Below are 23,681 nucleotides of genomic sequence, written 5' to 3' on the forward strand. Positions count from 1 at the left end.
GCGCTGCATGCCCGGTGCGATGCCCAGGCGGCGCGCATCGCCGCACTGGAGCTGTCGCTGGCCGCGGCCGAGGAGGCCAATCGCTGCAGTCAGCGCCAGCTGGCTTATTACCGCGGCGTATCGGCCAACCTGATCCGCTTCAGCCACTCGGTGGCCCATCTCGGGGACTCCTTCGAGCACCTCAGCGGACAACTGGAAGAAAACCGCGCCCGCGCCGAGCGGGTCGCGACGGCGGCGCTGGAAAACCAGCGTCACTTCGGTGAACTGCAGGGCCGTTCCGCTGAGATGGAAAGCGGCCTGGAGCAGGCCTCGAACAAGGTCGACACCCTGGCCGAGCGTTCGCGGGAGATCAACGGCATCGTAGATCTCATCAGCGGTATCGCCAGCCAGACGAATCTGCTGGCGCTCAATGCGGCGATCGAGGCGGCACGCGCCGGCGAGGCGGGCCGCGGCTTCGCCGTGGTTGCCGGGGAGATTCGCAGCCTGGCGGAAAAGACCGCCCTGGCCACCGGCGATATCGTGCGCAAGATCGACGAGGTGCAGGCCGAGATCGCCAACGTGCACGACTACATCCGCCAGCAGGGCAGCCAGGCCCGGGCTTCAGTCAGACCACCCAGCAGGCCGTACAGGCCATGGGCACACTGCACCAGCTGGCCGGGGTGATGCGCGAGAGCACCGCGGCCTCGGCGTTGCGCGCCGGGGTGGAACTGGCCAACCTCGATGAGCTTTCGCTCAAGTTCGTCGTCTACAACCACCTGCTGGGCAACGAGCGGCACAACCCGCCGCAGCTTCCCGGCGAGCGTGACTGCCGCTTCGGGCGCTGGTACTACGGCCAGGGCAACCGTGAGCTGCAGGGCCTGGAGCATTTCCGCCGGATCGAACGCCCGCACACCCAGGTCCACGATCAGGGCCAGGCCGCACTGGAGGCATTCGGCAAGGACGCACTGGAACGGGCGTTGGAGCATCTCGGGCAGATGGAGGAGGCGAATCTCGAGGTGATGCGCATTGTCGGAGAGGTGATCCAGCACTGCGGCGCCGGGGGCTAGCCATCTCGCCTGAGGGCCAGCCGAGCGGCATCGATGCGCTTGGTTCAAAATAATTGCATCAAACCAGCAATAACATTCGTTAGAGATTATTGAAGTTACTGTCGACAATGCCGCCCGCATCCCGTCCGCGCGGCAATCTGCCGCGCCTGACTCAACGAATCAGGAGGAGCGGCGAGTGGATGCGGCGTGCCGGTCCGTCGACTCTCGCCAGCGCAGCGCTGGTGAATTTCGCGGTCGCTCACTGGCGCCCGCGTCGCCCGCCCAGCAGTATGAGCGAACTGCACAACAGCCCCGAACCCACTGCCTACAACTACCGCGTGGTGCGTCAGTTCACCCTGACTCCGCGGCTGCGGGGGCGCGAGCAGATGCACAGCTTCGGCCTGATCAACGCGCCTTCTGGCTGGCCACCATCGGTACCGTGCTCTACATCGCCTCGATGTGGGGCAACGGCATCACCCAGGGGCTGATGTGGCGCGCAATCAACGAAGACGGCACGCTGACCTATTCCTTCGTCGAGGCGCTGCAGGCCAGCCACCCCGGCTACGTCGTGCGCATGGCCGGCGGCGGCATCTTCGCCAGCGGCATGCTGCTGATGGCGTTGAACACCTGGCTGACCGTGCGCCGTCGTCGTGACGAGCGCGCACCCCAGGCTTCGCCGCTGCTGGCCGGCTGAACGCCCGAACAGCGATCTCGCTCAAAACCGGTCCAGGGACGGACCGCTCCACCGCCCGCTGGCGGCCTCTCCCGATTTCGACACAAGCAGGACCAATGCACGACTCTTTTGCCCTCTGGATTCGCTCGTTCATCCCCGCCCCGTTGAATGCCTCGCCGAAGGAGTGGCTGCGCGCCGCCCTCGGCGTCGCCATCGTCATGCCGCTGGTGTTCTGCAGCGGCTATCTGCTGGTCGGCAGTTCGCTGACCCTGCAGATCATGGGCCCGGCCGGCGCCTCGGCGGTGTTGATATTCGTCGCCTCGTCCAGCCCGTTCGCCCAGCCCTGGGCGGTGCTTGCCGGCAATCTGCTGGCCGCGCTGATCGGCATCAGTCTGGGTATGAGCGGACTGCCGAGCGTGGCTTCGCTGGCGCTGGCGGCGTGCCTGTCGCTGCTGTGCCTGTTCTACCTGCGCTGCCTGCACCCGCCGAGCATCGCGCTGGCGCTGGTGGCGGCGGTCGGCAGTCCGGAGCTGCATCACCTCGGTTTCATGCTGGTCGGGCCCGTGCTGTTCTATTCGGCGCTCCTGGTGGCGGTGGCGTTGGTCTACAACAACCTAACCGGGCATCCCTATCCGAAGCCGCGGCTGAGCCGCGAGAACAGTCATCACACCCGCGACCTGCCGCCGGGCGAGCGCATGAGCTTCACCCATGACGACGTGGATCGTGCACTGCTGGAGTTCGGCGAGTATGTCGACGTCACCCGTGATGACCTGGAACGGCTGATCAAGCAGACCGAGAAGCATGCCCTGCGTCGCAGCATGGGCGAGGTCACCGCGGCGCACGTGATGTCGCGCGACCTCTATTGGCACACGCCGGATACCTTCATCGAACAGGCCTGGCAGACGCTGCAGGCGCATCGGCTGCGCTCTCTGCCAGTGGTGCAGGGCGACGACCACCGCCTGGTGGGCATCGTCACCCAGGTGGACCTGCTCAAGCACTTCCACCCACGCCCGGGGCGGCTCAGCTTCGGTCAGCTGAACTTCCTGCGCGGCACCAAGCTGCGCGCCATCATGAGTTCGCCGGTGGTTTCGGTGACGCCGGATACGCACATGGTCGAGCTGGTCTACCTGCTCTCCGATCGCGGCCTGCATTGCCTGCCGGTGGTCGACGCGCAGCAGCGCCTGGTGGGCATGATCACCCAGACCGACCTGATCGCCGCGCTGTACCGCAACTGGCTCAAACAGTTGCCGGACTGAGCGCTGCCGGAACGCTCGATCCACGCCAGCGCGCGTCCCGCCTCATAGCTCCGCGTAGTACCAGCGCGACCAGTCGTAGTCGTCCAGGGCGATCTCGCGCAGCAGCTCGATGGCCTTGGTCAGGGCCGGCGACTCGCTGGCTCGGGCATGGACCAGATAGATCGGGTAGGAAAACTCCGGCGCCTGTTCCACCCGCTTGAGAATTCCCTCGTCCAGATAGCGCTGCACGACGCGGGTGCGGAAATAGCCACGCCCGCCGCACTGCACCAGGTATTGCAGGGCCAGCGGCCCGAGACTGAACGACAGCGCCGCGCGACTGCATTCGGGCAGCGCCTGGTTGTGCTGCTTGCGAAACGCCGGCCCCCAGTCCACGTACAGGTAGGGCGCCGGGTTCTGCGTCTGCACCACCTGGATCAGCTTTTCTTCCAGCAGCTGCTCGACCTGCAGGCTCGGCCAATACTCCGGCTGGTGCACCAGCGCGGCGTCCAGCACGCCCAGGTCGAGCTTCTTCTGCAGCTCCTCGCCACTGGCCACTTCCAGCCGTATCGCATGGCTGGCCAACCCCTGTCGCAGGCGCTGGGCCCAGGCCAGCATCAGCGGGTTGCACAGGCTCACCTCGGAGCCGAGGGTCAGCAGCTTGTCACCGCTCTGCGACAACGGCAGGTCGCGCCGCGCGGCTTCCCAGGTCTGCACCAGCTGAGTGGCATAGGCGACGAAGCGCTGACCGTCATCGGTCAGCCGCGCCCCGGCCCGATTGCGTACGAACAGCCGGCAACCCAGCTGCTCCTCGAGGTTGTGCACCCGTGCGGTCACCGCCGTCTGGGTGATGTGCAGGCGTTCGGCGGTGGCGATGAAACTGCCGCTGCGAATGATCTCGAGAAAGGTGCGGGCGAGATCGATGTCCATGGTCGGCCTTCAGTGCAATGAAAGTGCTGGAACCACGGATTGTATTGGCTTGCGGATGATAGGTCGCCCGCTGTTCTCTGCGGGCGACCCGCAAGGTGCTAATGCGAGGTGCCTTCGGCGAACTCGATCTTGTTGCCGACGTTGTACTTGCCCGATGGCTTGTTCATCGGGATGCGTTTGACCTCCTCCAGCGTCTTGGCGTCGTAGACGATCAGTGCACCGTCGGTGTCCCAGACGCTGAGCAGGGCGTAGCGGCCGTCGTTGGTGAATTCGACGTGGGCGGCGTTCTTGCCCGGCATCGGCCGCAGCGTGTGGGCGACTTCCAGGGTCTGCTTGTCGATCAGGTGCACGGCGTCGTTGTTCGGGCCGAAGAACACGTCGGTCCAGGCGTAGGACGAGTTGGCCTGGCTGCGCATGAAGAAGCCCGGGCCTTCGGTGGGGATCTCCTTGATCAGCTTCCAGGTGTCCAGATCCAGCACCGAGATTAGTCCCTTGCTGACGTTGGGGGTGGCGAACACCCATTTGCCGTCGCGCTTCCAGTAGATGCCCGAGCCCAGGTGCGGCATGCCCGGCAGCGGAATGTCGGTGACTGCCTGGCCGTTGTCGAGATCGATCACCTGGCCACCGTGGGCCTTGCGCGAGGTAGCCAGCAGGTAGCGGTAGTCCGGCGTGAAGGAGAAGTCATCGAGGAAGTCGGCGGCCTCGATGCGCCGCGGTTCGAAGGTCGGCTCGCCGGCATAGGAGAGCTCCCAGGCCTCTTTCACGTCCTTCAGCGCGACCACGAAGCTGTCGCGCGGCGGCGCGGTGTACACGGCGCTGACCCGTGACGGCGTGCCGTCCTGGCCGACGGCGGGGATGTGCTTGACCAGCGACAGGTCGCGGGCATCGAGCAGCACCAGGTTGCCCGGCAGGTAGTTGCCCACCAGCACCCAGCGGCCGTCGTTGCTGACCGCCAGGTTGCGGGTGTTCAGCCCGGCGCGGACCTCGGCGAGCATGGTCAGGTTGTGCAGGTCGTAAACGCTGACCCAGCCATCGCGGGAGGCGAAATAGACGAAGCGGCCATCGGGCGAGAACTTCGGCCCGCCGTGCAGGGCGAAGTGCGACTGGAAGTTGGCCAGTTCCTCGAAACGATCACCATCCAGCACCCGCACGTGATGATTGCCAGCCTCGACCACGACGAACAGGTTGCGTGGATCGGCGCCGTGCTGCGGAGTCGTCGGCAGGGTGGCGACGTCGGTGAGGATGCGGTGGCTGGCCCGGATATCGGCATCGCTCCAGGTCGGCGGCACGGCCGAGGGCTGATACAGGTAATCGACCAGGCCGGTGATCTGCGCGTCATTCAGCACGTGGGAATAGGCGGCCATCTGGCTCGCCGGGCGGCCGTCGCGGATCACCGCCTGGGCCTCGGCCGGTTTGATGCGGCTGAGGCTTTCCGGCAGCAGCGCCGGCCCGGCGCCACCGAGGCGGTTGACGCCGTGGCAGGCCTGGCAGTGCTGTTCATAGAGGGCCTGGCTGTCGTCCGGCGTGGCGGCACTGGCCATGTCGAGGGCGACGAAGGTGGCGGCCGGCAGCGCGGCGGCCAGCAGCAGGGCGGGTATCAGTTGCATAAGGCCTCCGTTTGCGGGGTGGGGTCGCCGTGCAGGCGCGCCGGGTGGCGGACCTGGCGCTCGGCGAACAGGCCCACCACCTTGCCGATTACGGTGAGAGTCGGTGGGGTGAGGTGCTGCTCGTCGGCCATGTTCGGCAGTTGCCGTAGCGTGCAGCGCACCACCTGCTGGTCCGGCCGGGTGCCGTTGCCGATCAGTGCGGCCGGGGTATCCACCGGCAGGCCGGCGGCGATCAGGTTGCGCGAGATCTCGCCGAGGCTGGCCAGCCCCATGTAGAACACCAGGGTCTGGCCGCCCTGGGCCAGTGAGTCCCACGGCAGGTGCAGTTCGCCGTTGGTCTGCAGGTGGCCGGTGATGAACTGACAGGAATGCGCCAGGTCGCGATGGGTCAGCGGGATGCCGGCATAGGCGCTGCAACCGGCTGCGGCGGTGATGCCCGGCACCACCTGGCAGTCGATGCCGCGCTGCAGAAGGAACTCCAGCTCTTCGGCGCCGCGACCGAAGATGAACGGGTCGCCGCCCTTGAGCCGCACCACGCGCTTGTTCTGCTTTGCCAGGTCGGCGAGCAACTGATTGATTTCCGGTTGCGGCAGGCTGTGATAACCGCTGGTCTTGCCGACATAGTGGCGGCTGCAGGCGGCGGGCAGCAGGTCCATCAGGGCATCGCTGACCAGTCGGTCGTAGACCACCGCATCGGCCTGTTGCAGCAGGCTCCAGGCACGCAGGGTGAGCAGGCCGGGATCACCCGGGCCGGCGCCGACCAGAGCGACTTCGCCGGGGGCGAACGCGGCGCTCAGCGAAGCGGGAAGTGTGAGTGGCTGGTCCATGCGGTGCTCCTGAATGCTCATCGGACTACGGTGTGCGGGCGGCGCTTGGCGGCCGCTTCGATCAAATGGCGATGCTGGGAATGCGCTCGGGTGTCGGCAGACCGATCTCCTCGTCGGAGAGGTAGCAACCCGGGTCCTCGGCCCAGAGGTCGCCCTGCGCCCAGGCGCGGGTACGGGTGTTGCCGTTGCAGATCGACAGCCAGCGGCATTCGGCACAGCGGCCATTCACCGCTCGCGGATGCTGGCGCAGCTCCTGCAGCAGTGGGGCCGGCTCGTGCAGCCAGATGTCGCTGAAACGCTGGCGGCGCACGTTGCCCACGGTGTGCTGCCACCAGTAGGTGTCCGGGTGCACGTCGCCGATGTTGTCGATGTTGGCGATGCCGCTGCCCGAGGCGTTGCCGCCCCAGGCCCGCAACATGCCTTCCAGGCGCTCGCGATGCTCGGGCAGGTGCTGCTCGACCCACTGCAGCAGGAGGATGGCGTCGGCGTCGTTGTTGCCGCTGACGAAGTCGGTCTCGCGGCCGTGCTGCACGTCGTCCCAGGCCTGCTCGAAGAGCTGGCGCATGGCATCGCGGGTCATCTGGTGATGGGCGTCGGCCTTGCGGCTGCGCTTGCCACGGCCGCTGTAGTTGAGGTGCGAGAGGTAGAACTTCTGTACGTCGTGCTCACGCATCAGTGCCAGCAGGGCGGGCAGCTGCGGGTAGTTGTTCTGTGTCAGGGTGGTGCGCAGGCCGACGCGGATGTCGTGCTGGCGACACAGGTCGATGGCATGCATGGAGGCGGCGAAGCTGCCCTTGAGCTGGCGCCAGTCGTCATGCACCGCTTCCAGGCCATCGATGCTGATGCCGACGTAATCGAACCGGGCCGCGGCGATGCGCGCGATGTTGCCTTCGTCGATCAGCGTGCCGTTGGTCGACAGGGCGACGAAGAAGCCCTTGTCGCGAGCGTAATCGGCCAGCTGGAAGATGTCGCCGCGCAGCAGCGGTTCGCCACCGGAGAGGATCAGCACGCGCACGCCGGCTTCGTGCAGATCGTCGATCACTCGGAGCGCCTCGGCGGTGTCCAGCTCGTCGCGGAATTCGCTGTCGGCGGAGGTTGCATAGCAGTGCCTGCAGGTCAGGTTGCAGCGCCTGAGCAGGTTCCATATCACCACGGGTGGGCGCTTGCCGCTGACACTGCGGGCGCCGAGCACCGGCGTGGTCGGCTGGGCCAGGGCGCGCAGGTAATGGCTGATTCTCAACATGGGCGGCTCCGCTTCGGCAGCGTGTCACAGCGGGCGCGCCGTGCTGGCCGCCCCTTGGTTGAGCAGCAGGATCACCGAGTGGGATAGGCCTGGCCTTGATCGGAAACAATAAAAGTCGCGCGGCCTTGGTGCCCAGCACGGCCGGCCCGGGCCGCCGGTCAGAGCAGAGTCAGCAGCACGCCGACTGCGATGACCAGCGGCCAGCCGAGCAGCAGCAGGCGCCACGGCCAGGGTGCGTGGCGCAGCTCCATGAAGCCATCGGTGATCAGCCAGGCCTTGCCGAACGCAGCGAGCAGCACGCCGCCTGCCAGCGCGAGGGTGGCACCGGCATTGCCCAGCACGACGGTGGATATCGACAGCACCGCCAGACCGAGCCAGCAGGCGACCAGGACCTTGGAAGCGGACATGTTTGCCTCGTCAGTTCAGCACGTAGACCAGCGGAAACAGCAGCACCCAGACCAGATCCACCATGTGCCAGTAGAGCACCCCGGATTCCAGGCCACCGTGGTCGTCCGGCCGGTAGGCACGACGCCGGCAGCGTTCGGCCAGCCAGGCGAGGATGACCATGCCCAGCAGCACGTGGAGGAAATGAAAGCCGGTGAGAATCCAGTACAGGGTGAAGAAGGTGTTGTGCTCCATCCCCAGGCCGAGCCCTGCCAGATGACCATACTCGTTGAGCTTGAGCACCACGTAGACGCATGAGGTGCCCAGTGCGGCGAGCAGAAGCAAGGCGGCGCGTTCCTGCCGAGCCTGACGAACCTGCTCGACGGCCAGTGCGGCGAACAGGCCCGAGGTCAGCAGGCTCAGGGTCAGTGCCAGGCCGATGGAGCTGTCCAGCGCCGCGCGGCTTTCGCCGAACAGCTGCGGGTTGAACATCTGCGTGACCGCGAACGCCAGGATCAGAATGGCGAACACCGTCAGCTCGGCGAGGATGAAAAACCACATCGCCAGATCGCCCGGCAGGCGCCCGGACAGTTGGCTGGTGGCTTCAGGCGAAGTGGACATCGACCACATCCATCAGCGCGGCAACGGTCTGCGGATCATCTGACAGCGGTTCGGCGAGACAGGCCAGGCAGGCCTGCCGCGGCGTCATGCCGGAGCGGATCATGCGTGCGGTGAAGATCAGCAGGCGGGTCGAGGCGACTTCCTCCAGATCGTGCTGTTCCAGCCGACGCAGTGCCTGGCCAAGCTTGACCACCTGGGCGGCGAGCGCGGCATCGACCTGCGCCTCGTTGGCGACGATGCGCTCTTCCTCGGCGGCCGGCGGATAGTCGAAGCGCATCGCCACGAAGCGCTGGCGGGTGCTCGGCTTCATGCCCTTGAGCAGGTTCTGGTAACCGGGGTTGTAGGACACCACCAGCATGAAGCCCGGCGGCGCCTTCAGCGCCTCGCCGGTGCGCTCGATGAACAGCTCGCGGCGATCGTCGGCCAACGGATGCAGCACCACGGCGGTGTCCTGGCGCGCTTCCACCACCTCGTCCAGGTAGCAGATGCCGCCTTCGCGCACCGCGCGGGTCAGCGGGCCGTCCTGCCACCAGGTGCCCTGGGCACCGATCAGGTGGCGGCCGACCAGGTCGGCGGCGGAGAGGTCGTCATGGCAGGCCACGGTGTACAGCGGCAGATTCAGCCGGTGCGCCATGTGCTGCACGAAGCGCGTCTTGCCACAGCCGGTCGGGCCCTTGATCAGCACCGGCATGCCGTGCTGCCAGGCCTGCTCGAACAACTGCTCCTCGTTGCCCAGCGGTTGATAGAAAGGCGCGTCCGGCGTGCCAGCGGCGATTCGGATTTCAGGCGCGTTCACAGGCAGTACCTCACGACAGCGGTTGGTTATTTCCATCGCCACGCTACCGGCCCCGTGCGACCCCCTCAAGCCGTGCGCCGGCAAAGCTTGATTGCGGTCAAGTCTGCGTCGAGATCTGCGACGAACAGGCGGCGAAACGAGGCGCTTTGTCGCAGCTGTAGCGGCGATCTCCGCGACAAGGCGTCACGTCTGGGGCATCTCGGGGGGGCTCTTGATTACCGTCAAGCGCCTTCGCTTCCGCGCTCTCATAGCATCCGAATCGCAAAAAGAAGAAGTCCCCGGGAACTGCCACACCGCCGTAACTAGCAGGAGTCGCGCCTGAGCGCTCCCATAGGAGAGAAGGATGAGCAATGTCGGTAAACCTATTCTGGCTGGCGTGATCGCCGGCCTTTCGCTGCTAGGTCTGGCAGTCGCCCAGGCTGCCGCCCCAGAGATGACCGCCGAAGAGAAAGAGGCGGCCAAGCAGATCTATTTCGAACGCTGCGCCGGTTGCCATGGCGTTCTGCGCAAGGGCGCAACGGGCAAGAACCTCGAACCGCACTGGACCAAGACCGATGCGGACGGCAAGAAGACCGAGGGCGGCACCCTCAATCTGGGCACCAAGCGCCTGGAGAACATCATTGCCTATGGCACCGAGGGCGGGATGGTCAACTACGACGACATCCTCACCAAGGAAGAGATCAACATGATGGCGCGCTACATCCAGAACACCCCGGATGTGCCGCCGGAGTTCTCCCTGCAGGACATGAAGGACAGCTGGAAACTCATCGTTCCGGTTGATCAGCGTCCGAAGAAGCAGATGAACAAGATCAACCTGAAGAACGTCTTCGCCATCACCCTGCGCGATGCCGGCAAGCTGGCGCTAGTGGACGGCGACACCCACACCATCTGGAAGGTGCTGGATACCGGCTACGCCGTGCACATCTCGCGCCTGTCCGCCTCCGGTCGCTATGTCTACACCGTGGGCCGCGACGGCCTGACCACCATCATCGACATGTGGTACGAGGAGCCGACCACCGTCGCCACCGTGCGCCTGGGTTCCGATGCGCGCTCCGTGGACACCTCCAAGTTCAAGGGCTACGAGGACAAGTACCTGATCGGTGGCACCTACTGGCCGCCGCAGTACTCGATCATGGACGGCGAGACCCTGGAGCCGATCAAGGTCGTCTCCACCCGTGGCCAGACGGTCGACGGCGAATACCACCCCGAACCGCGTGTGGCGTCCATCGTCGCCTCGCACATCAAGCCGGAGTGGGTGGTCAACGTGAAGGAGACCGGGCAGATCATCCTGGTCGACTACACCGACCTGAAGAACCTCAAGACCACCACCATTGAGTCGGCCAAGTTCCTCCACGACGGCGGCTGGGACTACTCCAAACGCTACTTCATGGTCGCCGCCAACGCCTCCAACAAGGTCGCGGCAGTCGATACCAAGACCGGCAAGCTGGCCGCGCTGGTCGACACCGCGAAGATCCCGCACCCGGGGCGCGGCGCCAACTTCATCCACCCGCAGTTCGGCCCGGTCTGGACCACCGGCCACCTGGGTGACGACGTGGTCTCGCTGATCTCCACCGCATCGGACGATCCGAAGTACGCCAAGTACAAGGAGCACAACTGGAAGGTGGTGCAGGAGCTGAAGATGCCGGGCGCCGGCAACCTGTTCGTCAAGACCCATCCGAAGTCGAAGAACCTCTGGGCCGACGCGCCGATGAACCCCGAGCGGGAAGTCGCCGAATCCGTCTACGTCTACGACCTGGCCGATCTCAGCAAGGAGCCCAAGCGGCTGGACGTCGCCAAGGACTCCGGCCTGCCGGAAAGCAAGGCGATCCGTCGTGCCACCCACCCCGAGTACAACGAGGCGGGTGACGAGGTGTGGATCTCCCTCTGGGGCGGCAAGACCGACCAGTCCGCGATCGTGATCTACGACGACAAGACGCTGAAGCTGAAGAAGGTGATCACCGATCCGGCGATCGTCACGCCGACCGGCAAGTTCAACGTCTTCAACACCATGCACGACGTGTACTAATCCGCCCGAGGATTGCCTGTTAACACCCACCACGCCCGGCGTGGTGGGTCTGGCAAGGGAACCGATTCCATGACCGATCAAGACGGCAACAAGCAACAAAAGGGCGGCGGCATCCTGGCACTGCTGCGGCGGCCGAGCACGCGCTATTCGCTCGGCGGCATTCTGGTAGTGGGCATCGTTGCCGGCATCATCTTCTGGGGCGGGTTCAACACCGCGCTGGAAGCCACCAACACCGAAACCTTCTGCATTTCGTGTCACGAGATGGGCAACAACGTTTACCCCGAATACAAGGAAACCATCCACTACAGCAACCGCACCGGCGTGCGTGCCACCTGCCCGGACTGCCACGTCCCGCGCGACTGGACGCACAAGATGGTGCGCAAGGTCGAGGCCTCCAAGGAACTGTGGGGCAAGATCGTCGGCACCATCGACACCCAGGAGAAGTTCGAAGCCAAGCGGCTGACGCTGGCCCGACGCGAATGGGCGCGGATGCGGGCATCCGATTCCCGTGAATGCCGCAACTGCCACAGCCTCGAGAGCATGAGCTCCGACAAGCAGAAGCAGCGCGCGCGCAAGCAGCACGAGATGGCGCGCGAAGACAACCTGACCTGCATCGCCTGCCACAAGGGCATCGCGCATCACCTGCCCGAAGGCATGACCGAAGAAGACGAAGACTGACCCAGGTTCTGGCGGGCCAGCCAACCATCGATGATGAGGAACCGACTATGAAAAAGACTCTGATGGCCAGTGCGGTGGGGGCGGTGATCGCTTTCGGCGCACAGAGCGCCATGGCCGCCGCGCCTGCCGACTGGAGCTCGGTGGCCGCGACCGACGTCACCCTGTTCTACCCCGGTGTATCGCCGGTGGAGTGGATCACCAAGGGCACCGAGCACGGCGGCGCGCGCGCCCTGAAAAAAGGCGAAACCTGCGCCGGCTGCCACTCCGAGGAAGCCGGCGACATGGGCGCCAAGATGGCCAGCGGACAGAAGCTCGAGCCCAGCCCGATCGCCGGCAAGGCGCCCTTCATCAATGCCAAGGTCCAGGCCGCCAATGACGGCGAGAACCTCTACCTGCGCTTCACCTGGAAGCAGCCGGCCGCCTCCGGCGCGGCACCGATGGATGCCGCCAACCCGGTGAAGATCGCCTACATGCTCGAAGGCGGCTCCAAGGTGGAGCTGGCCGAGCAGGGCGGCTGCTGGGGCAGTTGCCACGGCGATGCGCGGACCATGCCCGGCGCCGTCGAGACCAAGACCAAGTACGTCAAGGGCGGCTCGCTGGCCGATGGCGTGTTCTACGACCTGAACCAGTGGCGCAGTGGCGAGAACAAGGCCTTCGACGGCTACATCGCCGGCGAGCGGGTGATGGAGGGCGGGCAGGCGCTGGTCGGTGCTCAGGGCCAGCTCGACGGCGACACCTGGTCGGTGGTCTTCACCCGCAAGTTCGCCGGCGGCGAGGGTGACGTCACACTGGCACCCGGCAACCTCTACAACTTCGGCTTTGCCATCCACGATGACAGTGCCACTGGTCGCTACCACCACGTGTCGCTCGGCTACACGCTGGGTATCGACGCCCAGGGCGACATCACTGCCGCCAAGCAGTAACCAGGCGAGAGGCAACGGGCCGGCATGATGCCGGCCCTGTGTTTTCCGGCCGCCGACCAACGGCAGGCAGCGGCAGCGCGCCGGAGGAACGATTTGATTGCAGTCAAGGAAGCGCTGCCGCGGCTCATTCATCCTGAGCTTGCCCGCACCGGTTGCGACGCAGCCGTTTGAGGTCCGGAACCCACAAACAATGACCAAGGACAAAAGGTTGCCTAGCACAAGCGGTAAATTTACCGTGCACTTGCTCAGTGCGTTTTTGCTGAGCACCCTTTGGGTGGGCGGTAACGTTCACCCCTTTAGCCTTGAGGAATAGTTCTAATGAAGAAAATCCTTATCCCGATGCTCGCCCTTGGTGGCGCGCTGACCCTGCAGCCGGCCCTGGCTCAGGACGGTGAAGCGCTGTTCAAGAGCAAGCCCTGCGCGGCCTGCCACAGCGTCGACACCAAGATGGTTGGCCCGGCTCTGAAAGAAGTCGCAGCCAAGAACGCGGGCGTCGAAGGCGCCGCCGACACCCTGGCCCAGCACATCAAGAATGGCAGTCAAGGCGTTTGGGGTCCGATCCCGATGCCGCCAAACCCAGTTACCGAAGAGGAAGCCAAGACCCTCGCCGAGTGGGTTCTTAGCCTCAAGTAAGTCGCCCCGGAGGACGCCATGACAGTTGCCCGACACGCCGTTTCACGTCTGGGGCTGGCCCTGGCGTCCTTTCTCCTGATTCCTCTTTCCCTGGCCGCAGCGCCCGCTGCCGAGCGTCAGGCAAAGCTCGACCATCTCTTACTTCAGGACTGTGGCTCCTGCCATGGCCTGCGCATGACTGGCGGCCTCGGCCCCGCGCTGACCCGCGAGGCGCTCGCCGGCAAACCCCGTGACAGCCTGATCGCTACCGTTACCCACGGCCGCCCCGGCACCGCCATGCCTGGCTGGAATGCGCTGCTCGACGAGCAGGACATCGCCTGGCTGGTCGACCGCCTTCTCGAAGGATATCCCAAACCATGATTCGTCCTTTCCTGCTGCTGGCTGCGGCTGGCCTGCTTGCGGCCTGCGCACAGCAACCGCTGCGCGGTACCGGTGACCTGGGCGTGGTGGTGGAACGCGCCACCGGCAGCCTGCAGATCATCGAGAGCACCAACCAGAGCCAGCTTGCCCGTGTCGAAGGACTGGGCGATCTGTCCCACGCCTCGGTGGTGTTCTCCCGTGATCAGCGTTACGCCTACGTGTTTGGCCGCGATGGCGGGCTGACCAAGGTCGACCTGCTGCGCCAGCGCATCGATCGCCGGGTGATCCAGGGTGGCAACAGCATCGGCGGCGCGATCAGTCAGGACGGCACGCTGATCGCGGTCGGCAACTACGAGCCGGGCGGGGTCAAGGTGTTCGACGCCAATACCCTGGAACTGGTGGCCGATATTCCCGCCACGCCGCTGGCCGATGGCAGCCGCAATGCCCGCGTCGTCGGCGTGATCGACGTACCCGGCCGGCGCTTCATCTACAGCCTGTTCGACACCGACGAAACCTGGCTGCTGGATTTCAGCCAGGGCAACGAGCCGCAGATCACCCGTTTCGAGGGTATCGGCCGCCAGCCCTACGATGCCCTGCTGACGCCGGAGGGCCGCTACTACATCGCCGGCCTGTTCGGCGAAGATGGCATGGCCAAGATCGATCTCTGGCATCCCGAGCGGGGCGTCGAGCGCATTCTCGATGGCTACGGTCGCGGCCAGCAGAAACTGCCGGTGTACAAGATGCCGCATCTGGAAGGCTGGACCGTGGCCGGCAACCAGACTTTCGTGCCCGCGGTCGGCCAGCACCGGGTGCTGGTGATGGACTCGCAGAATTGGCAGCAGACCGCGGCCATCGATGTTGCCGGTCAGCCGATCTTCGTCATGGCGCGACCGGACGCGCGGCAGATCTGGGTCAACTTCGCCCATCCCGACAACGGCAAGGTGCAGGTCATCGACAGCGAGACCCACGAGATCATCGCCGATCTGGAACCGGGCCCGGTCGTGCTGCACATGGAGTTCACCGCCCGCGGCGACCAGCTCTGGCTGTCGGTGCGCGATGGCGAGGAAATCCAGGTCTGGGATCCCTATACCCTGAAGCTGCTCAAGCGACTGCCGGCGCACAGTCCGAGCGGCATCTTCTTCAGCAGCCGCGCCCACGAGACGGGGTTGTGACATGCATATCGACGCACTCAGCCGCCGCCTGATCGACCGCTACCAGCATGGCATGCCGCTGTGTGCCGAACCCTACCGCGCCATGGCCGAAGAGCTTGGCTGTAGCGAGGACGAGGTGCTCGCCTGTCTTGGACAACTGCAGGAGGGCGGTGGCCTGTCGCGCATCGGCCCGGTGTTCGAGCACAGCCGCGCCGGGGCCAGCACGCTGGTAGCGCTGGCCGTGCCCGAGGCGCGCCTGGAGCAGGTTGCGGCACGCATCAACGCCTTTCCCGAGGTCAATCACAACTACCTGCGGGAGCATCGCTACAACCTCTGGTTCGTCCTGACCGGGCCGGACCGCGCGCATATCGACCGCCTGCTCGCCGAGATCGAGGCGGACACCGGCCTCGTTCCGCTCGATCTGCCGATGCAGCAGGCCTTCCGTATCGACCTGGGCTTCCCGCTGGGAGACATCCGATGAACGCTTGTCTCGACGAACCACGGGCATTGCAGCTGCGGCGCCTGCTGGAAACCGGGTTGCCGCTGGCGGCCCGACCGTACCGTCAGCTGGCCGAGCAGATCGGCTGCAGCGAGCAGCAGGTACTCGAGCAGGTGGAACAGTGGCAACAGGTCGGACTGTTCCGCCGCGTCGGCCTGGTGCTCAAGCACCGCGCCCTGGGTTTCCGGGCCAACGCCATGCTGGTGATGGACATCCCCGATGAGCAGGTGGACGAAGTCGGCCGTCGCCTCGGCCAGGCCGCCGGCGTCAATCTCTGTTACCAGCGACCGCGGCGCCTGCCCCAGTGGCCCTACAACCTGTTCTGCATGGTGCATGGGCGCGAGCGCGAACAGGTCTGCCAGCTGATCGAGCAGCTGCTGGCCGAGCACGGCCTGAGCGGCGTGCCACACCAGCTGCTGTTCAGCACCCGCGCCTTCAAGCAGTGCGGTGGGCGTTTCGCCCCGCCGCCGCGGGAGGTTGCCCATGGATGAGCTCGATCGCCTGCTGGTCAACCGCCTGCAGCACGGTCTGCCGCTGGTGCGACATCCCTGGGAGGCGTTGGCCGAAGAGCTGGGCAGCTCGGCTGAAACGCTGCGTCAGCGGGTCCAGGCCCTGCTCGACGATGGCACGCTGACCCGATTCGGGCCGATGTTCGATGTCGACCGCCTCGGTGGCGCCTTCACCCTGGCCGCGCTGGCGGTGCCGGAGGCGCGTTTCGACGAGGTCGCCGCGCTGCTCGAGGCGATGCCCGAGGTCGCCCACAACTACCGCCGCGAGCACCCGTGGAACATGTGGTTCGTGCTCGGCTGCGAGACCCCTGCGGGCATCGCCGAAGCCATCGCTCGCATCGAGGCGCAGACCGGCCTGACGGTGCTCAACCTGCCGAAGGAGGAAACCTTTCATGTCGGTTTGCACTTCCCTGTCTGATGAAGTCCTGGTGCGTCGCTTGGTCGAGCTGACCGAGGCCGGGCTGCCGCTGGTGGCCGATCCCTGGGCCTGGCTCGCCGACGAGCTGGGGCTCGAGGTGGACGACACGCTGGCGCTGCTGCAGCGCCTGCAGGCCGAAGGGGCGATTCGGCGGATCGCCGCTGTGCCCAACCACTACCGCCTGGGTTACCGGCACAACGGCATGACCGTGTGGGATGTCGACGATGCCGAGATCGACCGTCTGGGTGCGCTGATCGGTGCCCAGCCCTTCGTCAGCCACTGCTATCGACGGCCACGCCGCGAGGGCTGGCCTTACAACCTGTTCGCCATGGTGCACGGGCGCGATGCCAGCGACATCGAGGCCTACCGCAACCAGATCCGCGCGCTGCTCGGCAGTGCCTGTCGCGCGAACGAGATGCTGGTGTCCAGTCGCATCCTGAAGAAGACCGGCCTGCGCCTGGCCGCTCAGCGCCGCGCCTGAGCCCCCGTCGGCGCTGCCGTTCGCCCTCGCCGGCAGCGCCGGCCAGCGGGTGCACAGGCCCGTTGCACAGCGGCACGATGCCCGGCGGGCGCGCCTGAAAAGCGCTGGAACCCTTGCCCCGCAAGGGCTTGCGACCTCCCTTCGATCCCCCTGGAAAGCCTGACTGTTGCGTTCGGGTTTTTCTTGATTGCCATCAAGCAGGTTTCGATAGCCCCCTTCTTAAACTGGCCACGCCAAGCCATGAGGAGGCGACCATGTCCGAGACCTTCACCAAAGGGATGGCCAGGAATATTTACTTCGGAGGAAGCGTGTTCTTCTTCCTGGTATTCCTCGGCCTCACTTACCACACAGAGCAGACTTTCCCCGAACGAACCAATGCATCGGAGATGACCGAGGCGGTGGTTCGCGGCAAGGCGGTCTGGGAAAACAACAACTGCATCGGCTGCCACAGCCTGCTGGGTGAAGGCGCCTACTTCGCGCCGGAGCTGGGCAACGTGTTCGTCCGCCGGGGGGGTGAGGAGGCCTTCAAGCCCTTCCTGCACGCCTGGATGAAGGCTCAGCCACTCGGCGCCCCCGGACGCCGCGCGATGCCGCAATTCAATCTGACCGAGCAGCAAGTTGACGATATGGCGGAGTTCCTCAAGTGGACTTCGAAGATCGACACCAACAACTGGCCGCCAAACAAGGAAGGTTGAGTGATGAACGTCTTTGTTTCCGAATTCAAAGGAGGGCCACGAGATGGGCATCATTAACCCGCATCTCAAATTCCAATCGCAGGCGGTCGCCAAACCCTACTTCGTGTTTGCACTGATCCTGTTCGTCGGTCAGATCCTGTTCGGTCTGATCATGGGGCTGCAGTACGTGGTGGGCGACTTCCTGTTCCCGCTGCTGCCGTTCAACGTGGCGCGGATGGTGCACACCAACCTGCTGATCGTCTGGTTGCTGTTCGGCTTCATGGGCGCGGCCTACTACCTCATCCCCGAGGAAGCGGACCGTGAACTGCACAGCCCGAAACTGGCCATCATCCTGTTCTGGGTGTTCGCCGCCGCCGGCGTGCTGACCATTCTCGGTTACCTGTTCGTGCCCTATGCGGGCCTGGCGGAAATGACCAAGAACGAGCTGCTGCCGACCATGGGGCGCGAGTTCCTGGAGCAGCCGACGATCACCAAGATCGGCATCGTGATCGTGGCGCTGGGCTTCCTCTACAACATCGGCATGACCATGCTCAAGGGTCGCAAGACCGTGGTCAGCACGGTGATGATGACCGGTCTGATCGGCCTCGCGGTGTTCTTCCTGTTCTCCTTCTACAACCCGGAGAACCTGGCGCGCGACAAGTACTACTGGTGGTTCGTCGTGCACCTGTGGGTGGAAGGCGTGTGGGAACTGATCATGGGTTCGATGCTGGCCTTCGTCCTGATCAAGATCACCGGCGTGGATCGCGAAGTGGTCGAGAAGTGGCTCTACGTGATCATCGCCATGGCGCTGATCACCGGCATCATCGGCACCGGCCACCACTTCTTCTGGATCGGCGCACCGACCGTGTGGCTGTGGCTGGGCTCGATCTTCTCCGCCCTTGAGCCGCTGCCGTTCTTCGCCATGGTGCTGTTCGCCCTGAACATGGTGAACCGTCGTCGCCGCGAACACCCGAACAAGGCCGCCTCGCTGTGGGCCATCGGCACCACCGTGACCGCCTTCCTCGGCGCCGGTGTATGGGGCTTCCTGCACACCCTGGCCCCGGTGAACTACTACACCCACGGTTCGCAGCTGACCGCTGCGCATGGTCACCTGGCCTTCTACGGCGCCTACGCGATGATCGTGATGACCATGATCAGCTATGCCATGCCGCGTCTGCGTGGCCTGGGCGAAGCACCGGATGCACGGGCACAGCGCGTCGAGGTCTGGGGCTTCTGGCTGATGACCCTGTCCATGGTCGCCATCACCCTGTTCCTGACTGCTGCCGGCGTGGTGCAGGTCTGGCTGCAACGCATCCCTGCCGATGGCGCCGCCATGTCCTTCATGGCGACTGCCGACCAGCTGGCCATCTTCTTCTGGCTGCGCCTGGTCGCCGGGGTGTTCTTCCTGATCGGTCTGGTCTGCTACCTGTACAGCTTCCGCCAGCGCGGTCGAGTACCGGTCGCAGCAGCGGCAGCCGCCGCGGCCTGAGACGGTTCGCAATGAGCATCGACGGCCCGGCTGGTAATAGCGGGCCGTTTTGCGTTCCAACTGCCAGCACGGAGTAACCCGCCATGGCCTTTACCATCGAAGTGGAAGAGTGGGTCGGCAGTGTCTGGCACCGCTTCATCACCCGTCGCGCCAGCCCGGACTTTCCCGAGGCACGAGTGGAACTTGAGAGCATGCAGCGGCCGCTGTCGCTGCTGTTCCGCGCCATGGGCGGCGCCAGCGGCGTGGGTGTCGAGGCCGCCAGCGCGCGTGACATGCTCGTGCGGCGCAACCTGCTGCAGCAGGTCGCCGGCACCTGCAAGCAACTGCCGGTGGCCTGGTGCGACGCCAGCAACCTGCGGCTGCCACAGAGCCTGGCGGTGTACCCGGAAGTCTCGCTGAACCAGGACCTGTATCGCTGGCTGGCGCTGCTCGCCGCGCAGGCGGGGCAGATGCGCCATTGGGCGCGGGACAACCAGCGCTGGACCCAGGCCATCCTCGAGCAGTTCCCGGCCATGCGTGCGCGTTACCGGCGCCTGGTCGAGGCTCATCTGCAGTTGCGCCCGGACCCGAGCCAGCTGCCCAAGGCCGAGGCCGCACTGGAACGCGCGCTGTGCCAGGCGCTGCGTGAACCGGGCAGCGTCAGCCAGTTCCCGCGTAGCGAGCGCGCGCCCTGGCCATTGCCGCTGTGGCTGTATCCGGCGGACAACCTCGGTGAACCCCAGGCCGCGCAGCGCGCCGAGGAAGGCGAGGGCAATCTGGAAACCCCGCCCGGTGGCGAGTCGCGCCAGCGCAAGCGGGCTCGGCGGGTCGAGGAAAGCTCGAGCAAGGGCGGCCTGCTGCTGTTCCGTCTGGAAAACCTGTTCAGCTGGTCCGAGCATATCGAGCTGGATCGCTGCGGCGACGATACCGAGGATCTGGACGCGGCCCGTGTCGCCGAGGATCTCGACGAACTGGCTCTGTCGCGTCAGCGCATGCGTCAGGGTGGCGGCCTGAAGCTGGACCTGGACCTGCCGGCCGCGGACTTCGACGATGTGCCGCTGGGTGAGGGCATCAAGCTGCCCGAATGGGATTATCGCAAGCAATGCCTGCAGAAGGACTTCGTCAACCTGCAGCTGATGCTGCCCCGTGGCGCCGAGGCGAAGCCGCTGCCGCTGCACCTGTCGCCCCTGGCGCGGCGCCTGCGCCGGCAGTTCGAGCATCTGCGCAACGACCGCCAGTGGCTGCGCCAGCAACCCCAGGGTTCCGAGCTGGACATGCAGGCCTGGCTCGATTTTCACGTCGAGCGGCAGAACGGCCAGTGCGCCGAGCGCGGCCTGTTCATGGAACAACGGCAGAATCGCCGCGACCTGGCCTGTCTGCTGCTGGCCGACCTGTCGATGTCCACCGATGCGCACCTGGACAACGAGCACCGGGTGATCGACGTGGTGACCGACAGCCTGCTGCTGTTCGGCGAGGCGCTGTCGGCGGTGGGCGATCCCTTTGCGCTGTACGGCTTCTCCTCGCTGCGCCGCCAGCAGGTGCGCATGCAGGAGCTGAAGAGCTTCCGCCAGCCCTACGGCGACGAGACTCGCGGGCGCATCCAGGCGCTCAAGCCCGGTTACTACACCCGCATGGGCGCGGCCATCCGCCAGGCCACCGAACTGCTCGGTGCCTGCAAGCAGCGGCGCAAGCTGTTGCTGCTGGTCACCGACGGCAAGCCGAATGACCTGGATCTCTATGAAGGTCGCTACGGCGTCGAGGATACCCGTCAGGCCGTCATGGAAGCGCGCAAGCAGGGGCTGCTGCCGTTCTGCATCACCATCGACCGCGAAGCCGGCGACTACCTGCCGTACATGTTCGGCGCCAACGGCTACACCCTGATCAAGGAGCCACAGCAGCTGCCGTTCCGCCTGCCGCAGTTGTACAAGCAGCTGACCCAGCCGTAGGCGGGCAATGGCGGATATCGTGTTGCGCAGCCGCCGCGGTTCTGTATTGCAGGACGGTAGGGTGAATGTAGCTTTTCACGTCCACCGAGCAGCCGCTCGGTGGATGGCCATTCCGTGAAATCGGTGAGGCGCGGTCCATCCTGCGGCCGACGGGGTTCGTTGGCCGGGCGGCTGGCGTGGCATGTAGGTGGATGGCGCTGTTCACGCCCGCGGCGCACCGTTCGTGGGGATCGGTTAAGCGTGATTCGCCCTGGCGATCAGAACAGATAACGCGGCAGCCAGACGATCATCACCGCGCAGAAGATGCTGAGGGCGATGCAGAACCAGAGGAAACGCCGTTGGCGGCGCTCCGGGGCGCCATCGGCGTGTTCCGGCAGGGGCATGCCGCAGTTGCTGCATTCGGCGTCCCCCGGCGGATTGTCTTGCTGGCAGTACAGGCATTTGGGCATGTGGTGCTCCTCCTCGCCAGCAAAGCCTGACACGCTGCTCGCGCCGTTGACTTTGATGGCGATCAACTCACTCGAACTGCTCGAGCCGCTGGCGATCGAGGATGGCGATCTGCCGACCTTCCTGGGTGATGATGCCCTCGTCGATCAGTCGGCGGATGATCCGTGAGAACGTCTCCGGCTGGATCGACAGGTGCCCGGCCACCAGCTGCTTGGCCATCGGCAGTTCGAAGCTGTTGCTGTCGTCCTTCACCCGCGCCAGTTGCGTCAGCAGGTAGCGCACCACGCGGTGGGTGGCGTTCTTCAGCGACAGCGTCTCGATCTCGTTGATGCGCTGGTGCAGGCGCACGCAGAGCTTGCCGAGCAGGGCGAACGTCAGTCGCTGGTTGGCCTCCAGCAGACGCATGTAGGCAGCGTTGGAGAAGCGGTAGACCTGCGACGGGCAGACCGCCTGGGCCGAGGCGACGTAGTTGGGCGTGTCCATCAGCATCATGGCTTCGGCGAAGGTCTGCCGGTTGCCGATCACCTCGAAGACCTTTTCCTGGCCGTCCGGTGTCAGGCGGTAGACCTTCACCGCACCGGAGATGACGAAGTAGAAGTTGTGTGCCGGCTCGCCCTGATGGAACAGGTTGTCGCCCTTGTCCAGGTTGAGCAGCTGGCTGGCATTGAGCAGTTCTTCCATCTGCTCTTCGTTGAGCGGTTCGAACAGGTGATGGCTGCGGAGGATCTGGTGGTGTACGCGGTGAAGCACCATGCAAGGCGTCCTGTTTCAATTGAACAACAACAAACGTCGGGCTTCAGCCTAGCGCAAGTGCTGGGCGATGGCGCAGGCCAGACGTTGATGACGGTCAAGGTCTGGCCAATAGGTCGTGTCGCCGCGGCGTGGGATCAGTGCAGACGAGCGACGAAACCGTCACGCCAGAGCGGCTCGGCGAACAGCTGCGGGTAGCGCTCCAGCGCCTCGACGAGGCGTTGCAGGCCCTGCTCGCGCTGGTCGGCCTCGGACAACGCCTCGGCGCCCCTGAGCAGGTCGATGAGCAGACCGTGCAGCCCGGCATCGGCGGCTTCCGGCAGTTTGCAGTTGGCAATGAGGTAGCTGGTCGCTGCCTCGATGTCGCGCTGCAGATCGGCGGCGGCTTCGTCACCGATCGGCTGGCCCGGGGTGTCCGGCAGGCTGCGCTGGACCGCTTCGTGGATGCGGGTCATGCCCTCGCGCAGGGCCTCGTCGGTGCTCCAGCGCGCACCTGGCGGGGGCTCGCTGATCATTGCCTGGCCGTGCGGGCCATGATCGTGGGCCATCGCCGCCTGCGCGGTACTGGCCACCATGCTGAGCGCGAAGCCGCTGGCCACGGCGACGATGGAGGCCATGGCCATGCCCCAGGCGAGCGGTTGCAGGTACTGTTTCATGGCTGCCGCACCTCGATGGTTTGAGCGTCGTCTGCGCTGGCCGCGAGCGGCGCTTCGGCGTTGCGGAACAGCACGTTGTTCTCCAGGTGGATGTGCTGCATCAGGTCGCTGCGCATTTCCTCCAACCCGCGGTACAGCGCGCGCCAGGTATTGCAGGCGTTGGCCGGCGGCGTGATGTCGTTGGTCAGTGCGGCCAGTCGTTCCAGCGCGTTGCCGTGCTCCTGATGCTCGTAGCGCATCACCGAGATCGGCCCCTGGGCCTGCGGGAAACGCATGCCGCGCTGCAGCATGGGGAAGAGAATCTGCTCTTCCTTGAGCATGTGGCTCTCAAGCTCCTGCTGCATGTGCCACAGGTGCTGGGCGAGCCCGTTGGGGCATTCGGGGCGGCTGCCATGAACCTGCTCGACCCGGCTGGCCAGGCGGATCAGCTCGGGGAACTGGTCACGGTGACGTTCGTGGAAGCGCGCCAGCAGGTAGTCGATCAGCTCGCCAGCGGGCACGTTGCGCCAGTCCCGTTGCGCTTCCTCAGGCTCGAGGGCGAGCAGCGCCTCGGCGATGATCTGGGGCTCGACGCCGATACGCCGTGCGGCCTCGCCCAGCGAGAGATCGCCGCCGCAGCAGAAGTCCAGGCGATAGTGGCGGAAGACGCGGGTGGCTCCCGGCAGCGAGCAGGCGAGGTTGCCGAGGGTCTGGTCGATAAGGTCTGTGCTCATGACAACGTTCC

Annotated in this window: 27 protein-coding genes and 1 pseudogene; 17 read left to right on the plus strand and 11 right to left on the minus strand. The window is 65.6% G+C overall.

Features of this window, described 5'->3' with window-relative positions; translation table 11 throughout:
* Positions 1-285 precede the first annotated feature (285 nt).
* From VF716_RS11940 to VF716_RS11955, 4 genes and pseudogenes are all read left to right on the plus strand, one after another.
* Positions 286-663, plus strand: a complete 378-nt coding sequence (locus VF716_RS11940) for a methyl-accepting chemotaxis protein (RefSeq protein WP_440552739.1) — start codon at positions 286-288, stop codon at positions 661-663.
* The gene (locus VF716_RS11945) at positions 633-1,046 is read left to right on the plus strand and encodes a CZB domain-containing protein (RefSeq protein ID WP_260468767.1); all 414 of its coding nucleotides are present in this window, start codon (positions 633-635) and stop codon (positions 1,044-1,046) included. The genes VF716_RS11940 and VF716_RS11945 overlap by 31 nt, the downstream gene beginning before the upstream one ends.
* Positions 1,047-1,375: 329 nt before the next feature.
* Positions 1,376-1,719, plus strand: a pseudogene (locus VF716_RS11950) (cbb3-type cytochrome c oxidase subunit I); the annotation flags it as partial.
* Between the two features lie 95 nt (positions 1,720-1,814).
* Positions 1,815-2,954 (plus strand): HPP family protein, encoded by a 1,140-nt coding sequence (locus tag VF716_RS11955; protein WP_095460769.1) that lies wholly within the window; start codon positions 1,815-1,817, stop codon positions 2,952-2,954.
* 42 nt (positions 2,955-2,996) lie between these two features.
* Here VF716_RS11955 and VF716_RS11960 read toward each other — a convergent pair whose 3' ends face one another.
* The 7 genes from VF716_RS11960 to VF716_RS11990 form a co-directional block, all read right to left on the minus strand.
* Entirely contained in the window at positions 2,997-3,860 is an 864-nt protein-coding gene (locus VF716_RS11960) for a LysR family transcriptional regulator (protein WP_014597685.1), read from the minus strand.
* 98 nt (positions 3,861-3,958) lie between these two features.
* A complete protein-coding gene (locus tag VF716_RS11965; protein ID WP_125852574.1) occupies positions 3,959-5,467 on the minus strand; it encodes a nitrite reductase in 1,509 nt (502 codons plus the stop codon).
* Positions 5,458-6,294: a uroporphyrinogen-III C-methyltransferase gene (cobA, locus tag VF716_RS11970; protein ID WP_095460767.1), complete on the minus strand. Its 837-nt coding sequence runs from the start codon at positions 6,292-6,294 to the stop codon at positions 5,458-5,460. Before cobA ends, VF716_RS11965 begins: the two co-directional genes overlap by 10 nt.
* Before the next feature lie 61 nt (positions 6,295-6,355).
* Positions 6,356-7,537, minus strand: a complete 1,182-nt coding sequence (gene nirJ, locus VF716_RS11975; RefSeq protein ID WP_125870172.1) for a heme d1 biosynthesis radical SAM protein NirJ — start codon at positions 7,535-7,537, stop codon at positions 6,356-6,358.
* A 158-nt stretch (positions 7,538-7,695) separates the two neighbouring features.
* Complete coding sequence (locus tag VF716_RS11980; protein WP_011914558.1) at positions 7,696-7,944, minus strand: cytochrome C oxidase subunit IV family protein; 249 nt, start codon at positions 7,942-7,944, stop codon at positions 7,696-7,698.
* Positions 7,945-7,954: 10 nt separating this feature from the next.
* Positions 7,955-8,542: a cytochrome c oxidase subunit 3 gene (locus VF716_RS11985; protein WP_440552718.1), complete on the minus strand. Its 588-nt coding sequence runs from the start codon at positions 8,540-8,542 to the stop codon at positions 7,955-7,957.
* On the minus strand, positions 8,526-9,374 hold the full coding sequence (locus VF716_RS11990; RefSeq protein WP_440552719.1) for a CbbQ/NirQ/NorQ/GpvN family protein: 849 nt from the start codon (positions 9,372-9,374) through the stop codon (positions 8,526-8,528). The genes VF716_RS11985 and VF716_RS11990 overlap by 17 nt, the downstream gene beginning before the upstream one ends.
* A 307-nt stretch (positions 9,375-9,681) precedes the next feature.
* Between VF716_RS11990 and VF716_RS11995 the strand changes: the two genes are divergently transcribed.
* The 13 genes from VF716_RS11995 (at position 9,682) to VF716_RS12055 (ending at position 21,104) form a co-directional block, all read left to right on the plus strand.
* Positions 9,682-11,364 (plus strand): nitrite reductase, encoded by a 1,683-nt coding sequence (locus tag VF716_RS11995; RefSeq protein ID WP_014597680.1) that lies wholly within the window; start codon positions 9,682-9,684, stop codon positions 11,362-11,364.
* A 69-nt stretch (positions 11,365-11,433) separates the two neighbouring features.
* On the plus strand, positions 11,434-12,042 hold the full coding sequence (locus VF716_RS12000) for a cytochrome c3 family protein (protein WP_011914554.1): 609 nt from the start codon (positions 11,434-11,436) through the stop codon (positions 12,040-12,042).
* A gap of 47 nt (positions 12,043-12,089) precedes the next feature.
* Positions 12,090-12,965: an ethylbenzene dehydrogenase-related protein gene (locus tag VF716_RS12005; protein ID WP_125883072.1), complete on the plus strand. Its 876-nt coding sequence runs from the start codon at positions 12,090-12,092 to the stop codon at positions 12,963-12,965.
* Between the two features lie 318 nt (positions 12,966-13,283).
* Positions 13,284-13,598, plus strand: coding sequence for a c-type cytochrome (locus tag VF716_RS12010; protein WP_015275758.1), 315 nt, complete (start codon positions 13,284-13,286; stop codon positions 13,596-13,598).
* Between the two features lie 18 nt (positions 13,599-13,616).
* Entirely contained in the window at positions 13,617-13,958 is a 342-nt protein-coding gene (locus tag VF716_RS12015; protein ID WP_015275759.1) for a c-type cytochrome, read from the plus strand.
* A complete protein-coding gene (locus tag VF716_RS12020; protein WP_197861092.1) occupies positions 13,955-15,130 on the plus strand; it encodes a cytochrome D1 domain-containing protein in 1,176 nt (391 codons plus the stop codon). The genes VF716_RS12015 and VF716_RS12020 overlap by 4 nt, the downstream gene beginning before the upstream one ends.
* A gap of 1 nt (position 15,131) precedes the next feature.
* Positions 15,132-15,590: an Lrp/AsnC family transcriptional regulator gene (locus VF716_RS12025; RefSeq protein ID WP_440552720.1), complete on the plus strand. Its 459-nt coding sequence runs from the start codon at positions 15,132-15,134 to the stop codon at positions 15,588-15,590.
* On the plus strand, positions 15,587-16,099 hold the full coding sequence (gene ahbB / locus VF716_RS12030) for a siroheme decarboxylase subunit beta (RefSeq protein WP_014597675.1): 513 nt from the start codon (positions 15,587-15,589) through the stop codon (positions 16,097-16,099). The genes VF716_RS12025 and ahbB (VF716_RS12030) overlap by 4 nt, the downstream gene beginning before the upstream one ends.
* Entirely contained in the window at positions 16,092-16,535 is a 444-nt protein-coding gene (locus tag VF716_RS12035) for an Lrp/AsnC family transcriptional regulator (protein WP_014597674.1), read from the plus strand. Before ahbB (VF716_RS12030) ends, VF716_RS12035 begins: the two co-directional genes overlap by 8 nt.
* Complete coding sequence (gene ahbB / locus VF716_RS12040) at positions 16,510-17,016, plus strand: siroheme decarboxylase subunit beta (RefSeq protein WP_011914546.1); 507 nt, start codon at positions 16,510-16,512, stop codon at positions 17,014-17,016. Before VF716_RS12035 ends, ahbB (VF716_RS12040) begins: the two co-directional genes overlap by 26 nt.
* 254 nt (positions 17,017-17,270) lie before the next feature.
* Positions 17,271-17,711 (plus strand): c-type cytochrome, encoded by a 441-nt coding sequence (locus VF716_RS12045; protein WP_011914545.1) that lies wholly within the window; start codon positions 17,271-17,273, stop codon positions 17,709-17,711.
* A gap of 43 nt (positions 17,712-17,754) precedes the next feature.
* Positions 17,755-19,179: a cbb3-type cytochrome c oxidase subunit I gene (locus tag VF716_RS12050; RefSeq protein ID WP_011914544.1), complete on the plus strand. Its 1,425-nt coding sequence runs from the start codon at positions 17,755-17,757 to the stop codon at positions 19,177-19,179.
* An 83-nt stretch (positions 19,180-19,262) separates the two neighbouring features.
* Positions 19,263-21,104, plus strand: a complete 1,842-nt coding sequence (locus VF716_RS12055; protein WP_049340509.1) for a nitric oxide reductase activation protein NorD — start codon at positions 19,263-19,265, stop codon at positions 21,102-21,104.
* A gap of 257 nt (positions 21,105-21,361) precedes the next feature.
* Here VF716_RS12055 and VF716_RS12060 read toward each other — a convergent pair whose 3' ends face one another.
* The 4 genes from VF716_RS12060 to ytfE all read right to left on the minus strand — a co-directional run bounded on the left by VF716_RS12060 (position 21,362) and on the right by ytfE (position 23,670).
* A complete protein-coding gene (locus VF716_RS12060) occupies positions 21,362-21,553 on the minus strand; it encodes a hypothetical protein (RefSeq protein ID WP_013983973.1) in 192 nt (63 codons plus the stop codon).
* Between the two features lie 67 nt (positions 21,554-21,620).
* A complete protein-coding gene (locus tag VF716_RS12065) occupies positions 21,621-22,304 on the minus strand; it encodes a Crp/Fnr family transcriptional regulator (RefSeq protein WP_011914541.1) in 684 nt (227 codons plus the stop codon).
* Positions 22,305-22,438: 134 nt separating this feature from the next.
* Complete coding sequence (locus VF716_RS12070) at positions 22,439-22,957, minus strand: hypothetical protein (protein ID WP_020306005.1); 519 nt, start codon at positions 22,955-22,957, stop codon at positions 22,439-22,441.
* A complete protein-coding gene (gene ytfE / locus VF716_RS12075) occupies positions 22,954-23,670 on the minus strand; it encodes an iron-sulfur cluster repair protein YtfE (RefSeq protein WP_041755762.1) in 717 nt (238 codons plus the stop codon). The genes VF716_RS12070 and ytfE overlap by 4 nt, the downstream gene beginning before the upstream one ends.
* Between the last annotated feature and the right edge of the window lie 11 nt (positions 23,671-23,681).

The organism is Stutzerimonas sp. Brlt_14, assembly GCF_051948915.1.
In the GTDB taxonomy this organism is placed as follows: domain Bacteria; phylum Pseudomonadota; class Gammaproteobacteria; order Pseudomonadales; family Pseudomonadaceae; genus Stutzerimonas; species Stutzerimonas stutzeri.